Here is a 16,140-nt window from a genome sequence, read left to right on the forward strand (position 1 = left end):
TCGTTCTGCCGGTGTTCCCCCGCAGGTCGGCGGCGGTTGTCAGAACGTACCCGGTCGTGACGGGATCGCCTCATCTTCGATACAACGTTGTGCAGTGCAAAACTTTCCCCAACTCCCTCTTGTTGGCGCCGATCGCCCCCGCCTAACGTCCCTGCCATCGAGCAGGCGACGTCGCCCCACCCGAGCGCTGCGCCCTGCCGTACCCCCACCACTTCACCCACCATCGGCCCCGGTCAGGGCCTGCTTCGACGTGCCCGTCCCCGCGGCGGACGTCTCGGCGGCAGCTGTCGGGAGGGGAGGTCTCCACCATGCGACTCATCGGACGGACCGCCGCAGCCGTCGTGCTCGCCGCCGGCTGCCTGGCCGCCACCGCCTGTGCCCCCGGCACCGCCTCGCCGGCGAGCGACAAGGCCGCCGACGACCGGACCGGCACGCTGCAGGTCTGGCTGTACAACGAGGCGGGCAACGCGGCCAAGGAGGCCGTGATCGCCAAGGCCGTGACCGACTTCCAGGCCTCCCACCAGGGCGTCACCGTCAACGTCAGCTACATCGACACCGACGCCTCGGCCCGCGCGGCCAAGATGAAGGGCGCGTTCAACGACCCGAACAGCGCCCCCGACCTGGTCGAGTTCGGCAACACCGACCTGCCCGGCTACGTCGCCGCCGGCGGCCTCGCCGACATCACCACCGAGCTGGACACGTGGCAGGACAAGGGCGACCTCGACCCGGCGATCGCCAAGACCGCCGTGGTGGACGGCAAGACCTACGGCCTGCCCTGGTGGGTCGGCGTGCGCGCGCTGTACTACCGCACCGACCTGTTCACCGAGGCCGGCCTCACCCCGCCGACCTCGTACGCCGAACTGGTCGCCGCCAACCAGAAGATCCACGCCGCCCACCCGGACACCTTCGGCATCGCCGTCGGCGGCAAGTACACCTTCGCCGCGCTGCCCTTCGTCTGGGACGCGGGCGGCGACATCGCCACCAAGGACGGCGCCGCGTTCAAGGCGGCGATCAACTCGCCCGCCTCGCAGGCCGGGATCAAGCGCTACACCGACCTCTTCGGCGCCGACGGCTGCCCCGCCCAGCAGTGCGCGGACCTGACCGGCGGCAAGACCGTCGACCTGTTCGCGGCCGGCAAGTCGGCGATGGCGGTGCTGCTCAACTCCAACCGCGGAAAGGTGGACGCGGGCGCGGTCAAGGGCAAGTACGGCGTGGTGCCGCTGCCCGGCGAGAAGCCCGGCTCGATCGCCCCGGCCTTCGCCGGCGGCAACAACCTGGGCGTGATGAAGGCGGCCAAGCACCGCACGCTGGCCGTCGAGTTCGCCGAGCTGCTGGCGAGCCCCGCGTACCAGGAGCAGATGTACGACGCGATGGGCAACCTGCCGACGCTCAAGTCCGTCAGCGGCAAGGTCGCGGCGAAGGACGCGTTCCTGAAGCCCTTCACCGACACCATCGCGGCCGGCACCAGGTTCGTGCCGCTCGACCAGGCGTGGGCGCAGATCGACGCCCAGGCGGTGATCCCGACGATGCTCCAGCAGGTCGTCACCGGCAAGGCGGACGTGGCCAAGGCCTCGGGCGACGCGGCCGCGCAGGTCTCCTCGGCCTTCGCCGCGCACTGACGGCCGACCGCCGGCGGCGGGGGCGCGCCACGACCGCCGCCGCCGGCATGTGAGCCACCGCCACCGCCACCGCCGCCGGCACCGGCGTCGAGTCGGCGCGCCCGCCGCCGGCACCGAGCCACCGGCGCCGCACCGCCGGCCCCCGGCCGCGTACGGACGGCCCCCCTCCCGGTTCGTCTCAGAGAGCAGGTCCCGCACGTGTCCGTATCCACCTCGACCGCCCCGGCGCCGCCTTCCCCGCAGAGGCGCCGTGGGGGAAGGGCGCCGGCCGCACCCCCGGGCGGCCGGCGCCGGCGGCCCCCGCTGCTGCTGCTCCTGCCGGCCGCGGTCATCCTGATCCCGCTGGTCGCCTACCCGATCTACCAGCTCGGCCTGCTGTCCGTACTGGACTTCGGGCAGGCCCAGGCCTCGGGCGGCGCCCCGACCTCCTTCGTCGGCTTCGGCAACTACTCGAAGATCCTCGAGGACGAGCAGTTCTGGACGGTGCTGTTCCAGACCATCGGCTTCGCGGCGTTCTGCGTGGTCGCCACCCTGGCCGTCGGCGCCACCCTCGCGGTGCTGCTCACCAAGGTCGGCCGGTGGCCCCGGCTGGTGCTGACCACCGCGGCGATGGCCGCCTGGGCGGCGCCGGCGATGACCGGTTCGACGGTGTGGAGCTTCCTGTTCGACACCAACCTCGGCCTGGTCAACCACACCCTGGAGGGGCTCGGACTCTCCGGCTTCCACGAGTTCAACTGGTTCTACGACAAGTGGACGGCGTTCCTGATCGTCGGCGCCGTGGTGGTGTGGCACTCCTACCCGTTCGTGATGGTCACCCTCTACGCGGGCATCCGGGCCATCCCGGAGGAGATCATGGAGGCGGCCGCCCTGGACGGCGCCAACACCTGGACCACCTTCCGCCGGATCACCGCACCGATGCTGCGCCCGATCCTGACCATCGTGGTGATCCAGTCGGTGATCTGGGACTTCAAGGTCTTCACCCAGATCTATGTGATGACCGAGGGCGGCGGCATCGCCGGCCAGAACCTCGTGCTCAACGTGTACGCGTACCAGAAGGCGTTCGCCTCCTCGCAGTACGGGCTGGGCGCGGCGATCGGCGTGATCATGCTGCTGATCCTGGTGATCCCGACGGTCCTGTACATCCGCACCCTGCGACGGACGGGGAACGAACTGTGAGCCCGGCGAACTCCCCGGCCGTGAAGCCGACCCGGAACACCGGCGGCCCCCGGAACACCCGGGGTCGGAACACCCGCGGCCGGTGGCGGCTGGCCGCCAACAGCGGCGCGATCGTGCTGGCCGTGGTCACCGCCTTCCCGATCTTCTGGATGGTGCTCTCGGCCTTCAAGCCCAAGGGCGAGATCCAGTCGCTCGACCCCAGGCCGTGGACCGCCCACCCCACGCTGGAGAGCTTCCGTCAGGTGCTCAGCGTGGACGGCTTCGCCCGCTACTTCGGGAACAGCCTGGTGGTCGCGCTGTCGGTGGTGGTGCTGTCGGCGATCGTGGTCTTCCTGGCGGCGGTGGCCGTGACCAGGTTCCGGTTCAAGTTCCGCACCACCATCATGGTGATGTTCCTGATCGCCCAGATGATCCCGGTCGAGGCGCTGACCATCCCGCTGTTCTTCATGTTCCGCGACGCCGGACGGTTCGCCCCGGGCATCGGGCTGAACACCCTGGCCTCGCTGGTCCTGGTGCAGCTGGCGTTCTCGCTGCCGTTCGGGATCTGGATGATGCGCGGCTTCGTCGCGGCCGTCCCGGTCTCGATCGAGGAGGCGGCGCAGATCGACGGGGCCGGCCGGACCCGCATCCTGTGGCGGATCCTGCTGCCGCTGGTGGCGCCGGGCCTCGCCGCGACCAGCGTGTTCTCCTTCATCGCGGCGTGGAACGACTTCGTCTTCGCCAAGACCTTCATCATCAGCGCCACCCAGAACCAGACGCTGCCCTCGGCGCTGCTGGTCTTCTTCAAGCCGGACGAGAACGACTGGGGCGGCATCATGGCGGCGTCCACGCTGATGACCGTGCCGGTGCTGATCTTCTTCATCGCGGTGCAGCGCAAGCTGGTCTCCGGGCTGGCCGGTGCGGTGAAGGACTGATCGCCCGCGGGTGCGGAGCGGCCGGGAGTCCCGTCGTTGTACGGGACTCCCGCCGTCGTACAGGGGTTGCCGACCGGCTCAGGAGACGAAGCCGACGATGTCGGTGCCCTTCCGGCTCCGTGCGATCCGCAGCCAGCCGACGACCTCCGCGACGGCCTCGGCCACCTCGCGCTCCGGCACCGGGGCGCGGCCCTCGCGCCCGGCCCGGTCGAACCGGTCCAGCGCCTGCCCGCAGTCCCCGGCCGACCAGGTGCCGCAGGACGGCACCGCGCAGAAGGGCAGTCCGGTGGGAAGGCCGCCGCCGTACTGGAAGTCCGCGACCGAGACGGCGGTGATCCCGTACGCCTTCAGACCGTCGTCGACGACCTCCAGCCAGTTGCCCCGGAACGGGCCGAAGGAGTCGACCTCCAGGGGTTGCCCGACCAGCCAGCACAGCCGCCGGTACGCGTAGCCGTACTGGAAGGCGTGGTCCTCGTTCCCGGAGAAGGGCCCGCCGTGCACCACGGCGCGCAGCGCCTCCAGGGCGGTCGGGGCGCCCTGCGCGATCTCGTCGGCGAAGTGCTCGTCGGACCTGTCCAGGGACGGGCCGAAGTACGCGAGGGCCTCGTCGACCGCTCCGTCGTCGCCGCTGCCGACGCGGGCACGGAGCTCCGCGGGGTCGACCAGGTACGCGCGCAGGAAGGAACTCATATCAGCACGGTAGCGGGCGCAACGGACAGCCGGGTCGGCGGGTCCGGCCGCCCTCGGGCGGTGGGGTCGTACTGAATCTTCTTGCCGTAGAGGCAAGTTGACGGGATGGCAGCGGCCTCGCCGGCTCCCCGGGCGAGGGGCCGGAGCGTCGGCGGCCGGGGCTCAGGCCGCGGCCGCGGAGTCGCGGGCCGGGACGGCGACCAGCACGAACTCCGCGCCGGCGTCGTCCCGGACCAGCGCGGTGCGGCCGAACGGCCCCGGCACCGGACCGGTGACGACGGTGCCGCCGAGGGAGCGCAGCCGGTCGGCCGCGCGGTCGGTGTCCTCGGTCGCGAAGTGGACCAGCCAGCGTGCGCCCCCCTCCGGACGGGCGCCAAGGCCCGAGGGGCCGAAGGGGCCGATGCTGCACGCGGGCCGACCGGCCACCCGGGCGAGGGTGTGGCCCGCCCGCGGCCGGTCGTAGCTGTAGCCGACGACCCGGCGGTAGAAGGCCCGCGCGGCGTCGGGGTCGGGGGAGAGGTGCTCGTTCCAGGCGAACGCGCCCGGTTCGTCGACCAGTCCGGCGCCGTCGATGGTGCCGGCCCGCCAGAGCCCGAAGCGGGCGCCGAGCGGGTCGACGGCGAGCGCGGCGCGGCCCTGCTCGGGCACCTCGTACGGTTCGCGGGTGAGGCGGCCGCCGGCGGCCCGGACGGCGGCGGCGGTGCGCAGCGGGTCGGGGCAGGCGAGGAAGGTGGTCCAGGCGGGCGGGTCGCTCGGCCGGGCCCGTTCGACGGCCGCGACCTGGGCGCCGTACCGGGTGGCCACCGCCTCGGCGGGGCCGGTCGGGACGAACTCCCAGTCGAACAGCGCGCCGTAGAAGGCCTGCGCCCGTGCGGTGTCCGGTGTGGTGAGCACGACCCAGCACGGGACCCCGGGGCGGTAGTTGCCCGGCTTCGGCATGCGGTCCTCCTGGCGGGCCCGGTGTCCGGCGCCCGGCGTCCGGTGCCCGGCGCAACGGCCCCACCCGCCAGCCTCCGCGCCCGGCGGGTGCGCGGCAAGCGGGCGTCCCCGACGACGATGCCTAGGACACCCCGTGCGGCCGGAACTGGACGCTGATCCGCGGGCCCACCGGGCGGGCCGTCTTGGGGATCGCGTGTTCCCAGGTGCGCTGGCAGGAGCCGCCCATCACCACCAGGTCCCCGTGGCCGAGCGGGTGGCGGACGACGGTCGTGCCGCCGGACCGGGGCCGCAGTGCCAGGGTGCGCGGCTCGCCGACGGAGAGGATCGCCACCATGGTGTCCTCGCGGGCGCCGCGCCCGATCCGGTCGCCGTGCCAGGCCACGCTGTCCCGGCCGTCCCGGTAGTAGCAGAGTCCGAGGGTGCGGAACGGCTCGCCCAGCTCCCGGGCGTAGTGGTCGCTCAGGGCGGCCCGGGCCAGGCCGAGCACCGGGTGGGGCGGTTCGGCGTGCGCCGGGTAGGAGGCCAGCAGGCGCGGGACGTCGACCGTCCGCTCGTACATCTCGCGGCGTTCGGCGCGCCAGGGCACGGTGGCGGCCAGCTGTTCGAACAGCTCGTCGGCCCCGTGCAACCAGCCCGGGAGCAGGTCGAGCCAGGCGCCGTCGCCGAGCGGCTGCCGTCGCAGGCCGTCGAGCGGGCCGAGGCGGACGCCGCCGCGGTCGGTGTCGTCGAACAGCGAGGGCTGGAGGTGGACGGTGCCGTGCATGGGGTCAGCGTACGCCCTTGTTCGAACAGGTGCTCGAATATTGCGCCCAGGGCATGGGTATGCCGAGCGATGCACGGTGATATTCAGTTAATGCCTTCGATTTGCAGGCCAAATTGGGAGTGTGGCAACCTAATCGCAGACATTGAAGAGTTTTGACATCGGAAAGCGAAGGATCATGTCGGACGGCGCCCGCGTCATCGTCGGAGTCAGCGGCTCCCTGCACAGCCTGACCGCCCTGCACCGGGCGGCCGAGGAGGCCCGGGTCCGGCAGGCGGTGCTGGTGCCGGTGCTCGCCTGGACGCCGGTCGGCGGCGAGCGCAACTACCGGGCCCGGCCGTGCCCGCCGCTGCTGCGCGCCTGGCAGGAACTCGCCGAGGCGCGGATGGCGAGCGCGCTGGAGCAGGCCTTCGGCGGTCTGCCGATCGGCGTGCCGGTGCGGCCGCTGGTCGTGCGCGGCGATGCCGCCACGGTGCTGACCGGGCTCGCCGACCGTCCGGGCGACCTGCTGGTGGTCAGCACCGGCGAGCAGGGCGGCCTGCGGGTCAGGCTGCGCGGGCTGACGCGCCGCTCGGTCACCCGGCAGTGCCTGGCCCGGGCCCGGTGCGGGGTGCTCGCCGTTCCGCCGTCCACGCTGCACGAGGACCTGCGCGCGCTGCACCGCGGCATCGACCTGCGGGAGCTCGCGGCGGCCTGACGGTCCGTCAACTCCGGTGCGTGGTGCGGCCGTCGACCACCGTACGGGTGGGGCGAAGGTCGCGCAGCGCGTCCACCGGGCAGTCCAGCGGATCGACCGGCCACACCGTGAGGTCGGCGAACGCCCCCGGCCGCAGGCTGCCGCGTACCGCGCTCTCGCCGGTCAGCCGGGCCGCGTTCACGGTGTGCAGGGCGACCGCCTCGGCCCGGCCGATCGCGTGCTGCGGGCCGACCACCCCGGCCGTGGTGCCCCGGGTGGTCATGCCCCAGACCGACACCATCGCGCCGTACGGGCCGACCGGGAAGTCCGAGCCCCCGGTGATCAGCGCGCCCTCGTCCAGCCACTCGCGCAGTGGGAAGAGCGCGGCGGTGCGCTCCTCGCCCCAGGCCCGCTGCTGGGTGAGCGCGCCGTCGTGCAGCAGCGGGTGCTGGACCGTCACCGGGATGCCGAGGGCGATCGCCCGGGCCCGCTGTCCGGGGCGGGCCAGGCCGCCGTGCTCGACCACCAGGGTGCCGGGCGGCAGGCCGGGGCGGCGCGCGGCCACCTGCTCGAAGACGTCCAGCAGCACCCGCAGCCCGCGGTCGCCCCAGGCGTGCACGCCGACCCGCCAGCCCCGCCCGACCACCCGGTCCACCGCCGCGAGCAGCTCGGCCGGCTCCCAGAGCAGTCGGCCGTGGTAGCACGGCTGCCCCCGGTAGGGCTCCTCCACGGCGCCCGCCTCGAAACCGCCGTCGATGCCGAACTTGACGCCCCACAGGCTCAGTCGGCCGTCGTCCCGGCCGGCGGAGCGCCAGGCGTCCATCCGCTCCAGCAGCGCGTCCACCTGCTCCGGCGTGCGGGCGGCGAAGCCGGAGACCAGCGCCCGGACCCGGACGGCCAGGGCGCCCCCGGCCCGCGCGGCGTCCAGCACCTCCAGGTCCTCGACCGGCACCAGGCAGTCGCGGACGGTGCCGATGCCGGTGGCGGCGAAGTCGGCGGAGGCGGCGCGCAGGCCCTCGATCCGCTCCGCGAGGGTGGGGCGCGGCAGCACCCGCTCGACCGGCTCGACCGCCCGGTCGACCAGCCGGCCGGTGAGCCGTCCGTGCCGGTCGCGCTCGATCACACCGCCGGGCGGTGCCTCGGTGGCCTCGGTGATCCCGGCCAGCCGCAGCGCGGCCGAGTTGAGCACCATGTTGTACGCGCCGCGGCGCACCAGCACCGGGTGGTCCGCGGTGGCCGCGTCCAACTCTCCGGTGGTGGGCATCCGTTGCTCGGCCAGCAGTACCTCCTGCCAGTTGACCGTGGTCTGGATCCACTCCCCGGCGGGGGTGCGGGCGGCGCGCTCGCGGATCAGGGCGAGGAACCCGGCCAGGTCGTCGGCCCGGTGGACGGGCACGCCGTGGACGCTGTGCCCGGCCATGACCAGATGGGTGTGGGTGTCGTCGAAGGCGGGCAGCACCGTCGAGCCCGGGGCGTCCACCACCTCGGTGGCCGGGCCGACCAGGGCGTCCAGGCCGTCGGGCGCGGGGGACAGGGCGGTGATCCGGCCGCCGGTGACGGCGACCGCCCGGCGGGGCGGCTCGCCGGGCACCAGGGTGTGCACGGCGGCGGCCCGGATCAGCAGGTCGGCGGGGACGGGGGCGGGGTCGGTCATTGCGGCTCCTGGATCGCCGGACACACCGGGGGGCGGGACAGCCCGGTGACCTTCTCGACGTACCGAAGACTGGGCTCGGCGAGCAGTCCGTGCAACTCGGTGAACACCGCGCGGGCCGGTACCGCGTTCCAGTCGGCGGGCAGCAGCTGCGCGGGCAGCCCCGGGTCCAGGTACGGCAGGCGGCGCCACTGGGTGAGCATCGGCACGTAGGCGCGGAACGCCTCGGCCGGGTCGACCGGCGACCGGTCGCGCCGCTCCTCGGCGGCCGGGTGCCAGGCGTCGGCGAAGGCCGCGTACTGCGCCTCGATCGCCGGGAGGTCCCACCAACTCGCCACCGCCGTCCGGAGATCGGCGAAGCCGGCGTACTCGGCGGAGAGGAACAGGTGGACGTAGGCGCTCAGCCCGAGCCGGTCCAGCAGCCGGCGGGCGTCCGGCAGCAGCCGGGCGGGCGCCAGCCAGACCCCGGGGGCGGCGTTGCCGAAGCCGAGCCAGCTCAGCCGGGAGCGCAGCTGGTGGCGGTGGGCGCGGGCGGACTCGGGCACCGAGAAGACCGCCACCACCCAGCCGTCGGCGAGTGCGGCGGGCTCCAGGCTGTGGAAGATCCGCCGGTCGCCCTCCTCGAAGACCGGCTCCACCGCCGGGGCGAGCCGGTAGCCGGTTCCGCCGCGGCGCTCCTGGAGCAGGGTGCCGGCCTTCTTCAGCCGGGACGTCGCCGAGCGGACGGCCGGGCCGTCGACGTCCAGCTCGGCCAGCAGGGCGATCAGGTCGGCGATGGATATCCAGCCGCCGAGGCGGCGGACGAACTCGCCGTAGACGGTGTTGATCAGGGAGCTCGGCCGGGGTGCGTTCTCGGACATGCGCGGGCCCTCCTCCCCGGCGACTGGTGGCGATCATAACGAGGGTGCGGGACATCGGAAGGGTCTTGCCGATCTTTGCCGGATGCGCCGATCCGGCGGGAAGCGCACGGAACACCTGCTACGGGTGACGCCTACTGCGCAGACCGCCACCGCCCGCTACGCGTAGGCGCCGGAGAGCAGGGTCCCGGCCCCGGGGGCGAAGGCGGGCAGGCCGAGGGCCCGCAGCAGCTGGTGGGTGGTGCAGACGGCGGCCGAGACCACGGGCTTGCCGAGCTGCTGCTCGGCCTCCTCGACGGCGGACAGCGAGGGCAGTTGCACGCAGGCCGAGAGCACCACGGCGTCCGCCCCGGCGTGGGCGAGACCGCGGGCGATCGCGGGCAGCCGGGCCGGGTCGTGGGCGGCCACGTCGAGGTTGTCGGCGATCTCCAGGGCGGCGTGGTCGAGCACCTCGATGCCCTCCGCGGCGAGGTACTCGACCACCGTCCGGGCCAGCGGCCGCAGATACGGGGTGACCATCGCGACCTTGGCGGCCCCGAGTTCGTGCAGCCCGGCGACCAGGGCGCCGGCGCTGGTGACCACGGGCGCGGGGGCGCCGTTCTGGATGGTGCGCAGGTGCAGCCGCCGCTCGGCCTCGCGGTGGTAGCCGTGGCCGGTGGCCATCACCGCGACCAGGCAGGCGTAGCCGAGCACGTCCACCCGGGCGTCCGAGAGCTCGGCGGCGCAGCGGTCGGACTCGGCGTCCATGGCGCGCAGTTGCTCGGGGGTGACCCTGGTCATCCGCATCCGGCTGGAGTGGAAGGTGAACCGCTCGGGGGCGACCGCCTCGCGGGCCCGCAACAGGGCGGGGACCTCGGTCTCCATGGTGACGTTGGAACTCGGGACGATCTGGCCGATCCGGTAGGTGGTCATCGGGCGGACGGTCCTTTCCGGTCGGGGCTGGTCAGCGGGCGTCGACCACGGGGTTGGCGAGGGTGCCGATCCGCTCGATGGTGGCCTCGACGAGGTCGCCGGGCTGGAGGAACCGCGGGGGCACCATCCCGGCGCCGACGCCGGAGGGGGAGCCGGTGGCGATCACGTCGCCCGGTTCCAGGGTGACGCCGGAGGAGATGTCGGCGATCAGCCGGGCGACGCCGAACAGCATGTGGCGGGTGTTGGAGTCCTGCCGCGGCTCGCCGTTGACCTTCAGCGAGAGGTCGAGCCGCTGCGGGTCGGGGATCTCGTCGGCGGTCACCACGACCGGGCCGAAGGGGGCGTAGCCGTCCTGGCCCTTGGAGAAGAACCACTGGCCGGAGCGGCGCTGGTCGCGGGCGCTGATGTCGTTGACGATGCTGTAGCCGAACACGTGCCGCAGCGCGTCCGCCTCGGCCACCCGGAAGGCGGGCGCGCCGATCACCACGGCGAGTTCGCACTCCCAGTCGAGCTGCTTGGTGAGGTCGGCGTTGTGCGGGATGGGCCCGCCCGGGCCGGTGACGGCGGTCGAGGGCTTGCCGAACAGTACCGGGCGGTCGGGGAGTTCGCGGTCGGTGTCCAGGGTGCGGTGCGACTCGGCCACGTGCTCCACGTAGTTGAGGCCGACGCCGACGATCTTGCCGGGGCGCAGCGGCGCGCACAGCGAGACCTCGGCGAGCGGCCTGGTGGCCGGGGAGCCGGCGAGCAGCTCGCGGACGACGGCCAGGGCCGGTTCCCCGGCGCGGATCAACCCGAGGAGGTCGGGCGGGAGTCGAACACCGGCGGCGGCGGCCAGGGCGGTCAGGTCGGCGACCCGGTCGCCGTCGAGCCGGGCGCCGAGGCGCGGGGCGGCTGCGGCTTCGGCGGTGGCAGCGGGGTCGGCGATTCGGAAGGTCAACAGGTGCATGGCGGTGGGGCTCCTGGTCAGGCGGTGGTGGTGGGCTGCTGCCCGTCCGGGTGGGCCTCTTCGCGGTGGAGGCCGAGCGAGTGCATCACCGGGAAGTCGTTGAAGGAGAACAGGCAGGCGTCCTCGCCCTGGTCGAGGTTCGCGTGCTCGTGCCAGGCCCAGGACGGGACGACGAAGACGTCCCCCCGCTGCCACTCGAAGCGGTGGCCGGCGATCACCGAGACGCCCCGCCCCTTGGCCGCGGTGTACACCACCGAGCCGGTGTGCCGGTGGGCGCGGGTGGCCTGGCCCGGTCGCAGCAGTTGCAGGTGGGCGGACATGGTCGGCATCACCGGGCCGCCGGTGACGGGGTTGGTGTACTCCATGACCACGCCGTCGAAGGGCGATCCCTCGGTGGCGCGGGCGAGTCGGCAGAGCGCGTGGTAGCTGGGCTCCCAGGGCCAGCCGAACAGCGGCGAGTAGGGGCGGGTCCACTTCTCGACGCCGTACGGCAGCAGGTTGCCGCCGTAGCTGAGCAGCGAGGAGTCGGTGACCGGCCCGGGCCGCTGGTACAGCTCCGGGTGGACCTCGTAGAAGTTGGCGTCGAGGGTGTTGACCAGCGGGATGTCCAGGCCGTCCTGCCAGATCACCGGGGCGTCGTCGGCCTCGTTGCCGTGCTCGTGCCAGGTGTTGTTCGGGGTGATCGCGAAGTCGCGCGGGCCGACCTTGAGCTTCTGCCCGTCCACGACGGTCCAGGCGCCGGTGCCCTCGTGGACGAAGCGCAGTGCGGAGGCCTGGTGGCGGTGCGCCGTCATCGCCTCGCCGGGGCCCATGATCTGCAGCCCGGTGTACAACAGGCCTACGGCGGCGCTCAGTTCGCGGCGGCCGGGGTTCACCAGCATCACCACCCGGCGCCCGGCGTCGTCGGCCTTCACCAGGGGCAGGGCCTTGTGCACCAGTGGGCGGAGGTCGGCGTAGCGCCAGAGCACGGGGACGGACCTCGGCTGCGGGTACCAGGGTTCGATCTCGTTGGCGACCGTCCACAGGGCGCCGGCCTGGTACTTGGCCAACTCCTCGTAGTAGGCGAGCAGTTCCGGGCTGTCGGTGACCCTGGCCCGGCCGATCCGGTCGTCGTCGTGACTGTCGTAACGGTCCTGGTCGTCGTGACCGTCGTGGCCGGGGGTGCGTTCGGGACTGGTCATGCCTCCTCCTCGGGGAACACCAGCGGCCGCAGCGGGCGGTTGTCCACGTGCAGCCGGAAGACGTCGAAGCGGTTGTAGTGGCCGACGATGTCGTGCATCTGCCGGGGCTGGACGCAGCGGCCGAGGTCGATCTCGGCGTAGACGATGCCCTCCTCGTCCACCAGCGGTTCGGTGACGGCGCGGCCGTCCGGGCCGAAGATCCCGGACAGGGCGCTGTGCGGGCGCGCGAGTTGCTTGCGGAGCCGCGGGTCGTCGCCGGCGATCAGGTCCACGATCTCGGGGGAGACGGTGGAGCAGGAGACGACCGAGAACACCTTGCCCTCGAAGCAGTGCGCGGCGGTGCGCAGGGCGATGGAGTCCGCCATGTCGTAGTCCTCGGGGCCCACCGGCAGCGCGATGTAGCAGGCGGCGTGGACGAGTTCGCCCTGGGCCAGCAGGGTGAAGCGGGCCAGCGGGTTGGTGTTCTCGCCGCAGGCCAGCGCGCCGAGCGGGCCGACGGCGGTGGGGTGCACCGTGAGGGTGCTGCCGTCGCCCTGCCCCCAGGTCAGCTTCTCGGCCCAGGTCGGCACCAGCTTGCGGTGCACGCCGAGCAGTTCGCCGTCCGCGCCGATGATCAGCAGGGTGTTGTACAGCGGTCCGAGGCCGGGCCGGCCGCGTTCGTTGACCCCGATCACCAGCACCACGCCGGCCTGCCGGGCGGCGGCCCGCAGGGTGTCGACGTACGGGCCGGGGACGTCCACGGCGGACCGGTACAGCCGGTCGTACCAGGGCGAGCCCTGCACCGGGTTCATCGTCCAGTTCCAGTACGGGTAGCCGGGCACGAAGACCTCGGGGAAGACCACCAGTTCGGCGCCGCGCCCGGCCGCCTCGTGGATCAGCGCGACGGCCTTGTCGACGGTGGCGGCCGGGTCCAGGTAGACCGGGGCGGCCTGGACGGCGGCGGCGGTGAAGCGGGGCAGGTCGGGCATGGTTCCTCGTCCCTCCTCGGGGGCTGCGGTGGGGAACGCGACGGCATCTCGAGGGGCTCGGGGGCCGCTCACGGAAGGTCCGGTGACCAGCGGCGGTGGACGGGCGGGGGCGGCTCGCGCAGCAGGTGCAGGCGCGGGGCGACCCGGTCGGCGTTCGGCCCGGGCGGCCTCCGGCTGCCGGCCCGCCAGGGTTCGGGCCAGCGGGCGCCCGGCCCGGTGTGGTTCCGCTCGGCGGCGGCGTGCAGCGTCCAGAGCGGGTCGTACAGGTGGGCGCGGCCGACCGCGACCAGGTCGGCCCGGCCGGCCAGCAGGACGGAGTCCGCGTCGTCGAACCCGGAGATGGCGCCGACCGCGATGGTCGGCAGGCTGGTGGCGGCGCGGACCAGTTCGGCGAACGGCGTCTGGTAGCCGCGCCCGTACGGCGGCCGCTGGTGCGCCACCACCTCGCCGGTGGAGACGTCCAGCGCGTCCGCCCCGGCCCCGGCGAGCGCGCGGCCGATCGCCACGGCCTCCTCCTCGGTGGTGCCGCCGGGCGCCCAGTCGCTCGCCGAGATCCGCACCAGCAGCGGCCGCCCGGACGGCCAGACGGCGCGCACCGCCGTCAGCACCTCCAGTGGCAGCCGCAGCCGGTGGGCGAGCGGACCGCCGTAGCGGTCGGTGCGGCGGTTGGTGAGCGGGGAGAGGAAGGAGGAGAGCAGGTGGCCGTGGCCGAACTGGAGCTCCAGCACGTCGAAGCCGGCCCGGGCGGCCCGCTCGGCGGCGGCCGCGAAGTCCGCGGTGACGGCGGTCAGTTGGATGTCGTTCGCCTCGTGCGGCACCGGGCTGCCGGTGTCCCAGGGGAGGGCCGAGGGGGCGATCAGCGGCCAGCCCTCGGCGAGCGGGCGCCCGACGCCGTCCGGTCCGGGGACGGCGGTCGCGCCCCGGCGACCGGCGTGGGTCAGCTGGATGCCGACCGGAGTTTCGCTCACCGCCCGTACGGCGTCGACGAGTCGGCGCCAGGCGGCCTCCTGGTGGTCCGTCCACAGGCCCGGGCAGCGGTCGGTGGCCCGGCCCTCGGGGCTGACCGCGGTCATCCCGGCGATCACCAGCCCCGCGCCGCCGAGCGCGTGGCCGGTCAGCTGGGCGCGGTCGAAGCCGCTGGGCAGCGCGTCGGGGGAGGTGAAGGTGGCGAGCGGGGGCACCACGACGCGGTTGCGCAGTTCCAGCGCGCCCAGTTTCAGCGGCCGGAACATCGGCGGCACCCCGGGCGAGCCGCCGAAGGCGGTGTCCACGGCGTCCACGAAGGCGGGATCGCGGGCCCGCAGGTTGCCGTAGGTGACCCGCCGGCTGCGGGTGAGCAGGTTGAAGGCGAACCGGTCGATCCCCTGCCCGGTGCGCCGCCCGATGGTCTCGAACCATTCCAGGCTGGCCTGCGCGGCGCGCTGGGTGGACTCCACCACCGGGCGCCGCTCGGCCTCGTACCAGGCCAACGCCGCGTCCAGGGTGGGCTGTTCGCTCAGCGCGGCGGCCAGGGCGAGGGCGTCCTCCAGGGCGAGCTTGGTGCCGGAGCCGATCGAGAAGTGCGCGGAGTGCGCGGCGTCGCCGAGCAGGACCACGTTGCGGTGGCGCCAGCTCGCGTTCCGGACCGTGGTGAAGCGGATCCAGCGGGAGGCGTTGGGGATCAGCCGGTGGCCGTCCAGGTGCCCGGCGAGCAGCTCGGCACAGCGCCGCACGCTCGCCAGGTCGCTCTCGCCGCGCGCCGACTCCCGTGCGGCGAAGGCATCGAAGCCGGCGCGGTGCCAGGCGTCCGCGGCCGCCTCGACGATGAAGGTCGAGCGGGTGGCGCTGTACGGGTAGGCGTGCACCTGGAGGACGCCGAAGTCGTACCGCTCGACGATGAAGGTGAAGGCCTCGAAGACCTTGTCGGTGGCGAGCCACATGTAGCGGCAGTGGCGTTCGTCCAGGTCGGGGCGGAAGCTCTCGGGGTGGGCGGCCCGGGTGCCGGAGCGGATGCCGTCGGCGGCCACCACCAGGTCGTACTCGGCGGACAGTCGGTCGACGGGCGGGGCCGGGGTGCGGTAGCGGACGTCCACCGCCAGCTCGGCGCAGCGCTGTCGGAGGACGGCGCGCAGCCGGTTGCGGTCCAGGGCGGCGAAGCCGTGGCCGCCGCTGGTGCGGACCTCGCCCGCGTAGCGGATGTCGATGTCGCTCCAGCGGGCGAACTCGGCGCTGATCGCGGCGAAGACGAGCGGGTCGGCCCGGGCGATGCCGTCCAGGGTCTCGTCGGAGAAGACCACGCCGAAGCCGAACTCGTCGTCCCGGCCGTCCCGTTCGAAGACGGTGATGTCCCGGTCGGGTGCCAGCTGCTTGGCCAGGGCGGCGAAGTAGAGCCCGCCGGGGCCGGCGCCGATCACCGCGATCCGGCGCACCGCCCGCGGAGCCGCGTCCGGTCGGCCCGCGCGGTCCGGTGCCGTGCTCATGCGAGCACCTCGGGCCGCTGCGGCCCCGCCTCGGCCAGCGTGCGGCGGACCTGCGCGGGCCACGGCTGGGAGCCCCCGTCCTGCGGCGCGGCGTGCACCACCGACATCCGCCCGCTCGCGGCCAGTCCGTGCGGGCCGTGCACCTCGAAGGCGTAGTGCAGGGAGGAGCCGCCGACCCGGATGACCCGCAGTTCGGTGCGGACGAGGTCGCCGAACCAGAGCCGTTCGCGGTAGTCGGCCTCGAAGTGCACCCGGGGTATCCGCCCGAACAGTTCGGCGAGCCCGAGCCGGCGCAGCAGGGCCGCCTCCGCCGCCTCGGCCCAGCGCTGCACGGCGGAGAAGTGGTAGTGCCCGGCGGCGTCGGTGTCGGACCACTCCACCCGGCGCTCGAC

Annotated in this window: 15 protein-coding genes; 4 read left to right on the forward strand and 11 right to left on the reverse strand. The window is 73.9% G+C overall.

Features of this window, described 5'->3' with window-relative positions; all coding sequences use genetic code 11:
* Nucleotides 1-308 precede the first annotated feature (308 nt).
* The 3 genes from ACFVXH_RS29570 (at nt 309) to ACFVXH_RS29580 (ending at nt 3,709) form a co-directional block, all read left to right on the forward strand.
* Complete coding sequence (locus tag ACFVXH_RS29570) at nt 309-1,619, forward strand: extracellular solute-binding protein (protein WP_117492337.1); 1,311 nt, start codon at nt 309-311, stop codon at nt 1,617-1,619.
* Nucleotides 1,620-1,817: 198 nt separating this feature from the next.
* Complete coding sequence (locus ACFVXH_RS29575) at nt 1,818-2,795, forward strand: carbohydrate ABC transporter permease (RefSeq protein WP_049650656.1); 978 nt, start codon at nt 1,818-1,820, stop codon at nt 2,793-2,795.
* Between the two features lie 20 nt (nt 2,796-2,815).
* Nucleotides 2,816-3,709, forward strand: coding sequence for a carbohydrate ABC transporter permease (locus ACFVXH_RS29580; RefSeq protein WP_387828844.1), 894 nt, complete (start codon nt 2,816-2,818; stop codon nt 3,707-3,709).
* Nucleotides 3,710-3,787: 78 nt separating this feature from the next.
* Here the strand turns inward: ACFVXH_RS29580 and ACFVXH_RS29585 are convergent, their stop codons facing one another.
* The 3 genes from ACFVXH_RS29585 to ACFVXH_RS29595 all read right to left on the reverse strand — a co-directional run bounded on the left by ACFVXH_RS29585 (nt 3,788) and on the right by ACFVXH_RS29595 (nt 6,101).
* Nucleotides 3,788-4,399, reverse strand: coding sequence for a hypothetical protein (locus ACFVXH_RS29585; protein WP_049650655.1), 612 nt, complete (start codon nt 4,397-4,399; stop codon nt 3,788-3,790).
* A gap of 162 nt (nt 4,400-4,561) precedes the next feature.
* The gene (locus tag ACFVXH_RS29590) at nt 4,562-5,338 is read right to left on the reverse strand and encodes a VOC family protein (protein WP_387828786.1); all 777 of its coding nucleotides are present in this window, start codon (nt 5,336-5,338) and stop codon (nt 4,562-4,564) included.
* Between the two features lie 121 nt (nt 5,339-5,459).
* The gene (locus ACFVXH_RS29595; protein WP_049650653.1) at nt 5,460-6,101 is read right to left on the reverse strand and encodes an alpha-ketoglutarate-dependent dioxygenase AlkB; all 642 of its coding nucleotides are present in this window, start codon (nt 6,099-6,101) and stop codon (nt 5,460-5,462) included.
* A gap of 175 nt (nt 6,102-6,276) precedes the next feature.
* On the opposite strand from ACFVXH_RS29595, the gene ACFVXH_RS29600 reads away from it, so the two are divergent.
* Entirely contained in the window at nt 6,277-6,795 is a 519-nt protein-coding gene (locus ACFVXH_RS29600; RefSeq protein ID WP_074004506.1) for a universal stress protein, read from the forward strand.
* Between the two features lie 7 nt (nt 6,796-6,802).
* Here the strand turns inward: ACFVXH_RS29600 and ACFVXH_RS29605 are convergent, their stop codons facing one another.
* The 8 genes from ACFVXH_RS29605 to ACFVXH_RS29640 form a co-directional block, all read right to left on the reverse strand.
* Nucleotides 6,803-8,428 (reverse strand): amidohydrolase, encoded by a 1,626-nt coding sequence (locus ACFVXH_RS29605; RefSeq protein ID WP_387828789.1) that lies wholly within the window; start codon nt 8,426-8,428, stop codon nt 6,803-6,805.
* Nucleotides 8,425-9,285: a PaaX family transcriptional regulator C-terminal domain-containing protein gene (locus ACFVXH_RS29610; RefSeq protein WP_049650650.1), complete on the reverse strand. Its 861-nt coding sequence runs from the start codon at nt 9,283-9,285 to the stop codon at nt 8,425-8,427. Before ACFVXH_RS29610 ends, ACFVXH_RS29605 begins: the two co-directional genes overlap by 4 nt.
* A gap of 156 nt (nt 9,286-9,441) precedes the next feature.
* Entirely contained in the window at nt 9,442-10,194 is a 753-nt protein-coding gene (locus ACFVXH_RS29615; protein ID WP_049650649.1) for an Asp/Glu racemase, read from the reverse strand.
* A gap of 31 nt (nt 10,195-10,225) precedes the next feature.
* Nucleotides 10,226-11,140, reverse strand: coding sequence for a fumarylacetoacetate hydrolase family protein (locus tag ACFVXH_RS29620; RefSeq protein WP_387828791.1), 915 nt, complete (start codon nt 11,138-11,140; stop codon nt 10,226-10,228).
* A 17-nt stretch (nt 11,141-11,157) separates the two neighbouring features.
* On the reverse strand, nt 11,158-12,321 hold the full coding sequence (locus ACFVXH_RS29625) for a cupin domain-containing protein (RefSeq protein WP_387828793.1): 1,164 nt from the start codon (nt 12,319-12,321) through the stop codon (nt 11,158-11,160).
* Nucleotides 12,318-13,289, reverse strand: coding sequence for a carbon-nitrogen hydrolase family protein (locus ACFVXH_RS29630; protein ID WP_387828795.1), 972 nt, complete (start codon nt 13,287-13,289; stop codon nt 12,318-12,320). The genes ACFVXH_RS29625 and ACFVXH_RS29630 overlap by 4 nt, the downstream gene beginning before the upstream one ends.
* 68 nt (nt 13,290-13,357) lie before the next feature.
* A complete protein-coding gene (locus ACFVXH_RS29635; RefSeq protein WP_387828797.1) occupies nt 13,358-15,748 on the reverse strand; it encodes an FAD-dependent monooxygenase in 2,391 nt (796 codons plus the stop codon).
* Nucleotides 15,745-16,128, reverse strand: coding sequence for an acyl-CoA thioesterase (locus tag ACFVXH_RS29640; protein ID WP_387828846.1), 384 nt, complete (start codon nt 16,126-16,128; stop codon nt 15,745-15,747). Before ACFVXH_RS29640 ends, ACFVXH_RS29635 begins: the two co-directional genes overlap by 4 nt.
* Nucleotides 16,129-16,140: the final 12 nt, after the last annotated feature.

Source organism: Kitasatospora sp. NPDC058184 (genome assembly GCF_042883725.1).
Lineage (GTDB): Bacteria > Actinomycetota > Actinomycetes > Streptomycetales > Streptomycetaceae > Kitasatospora.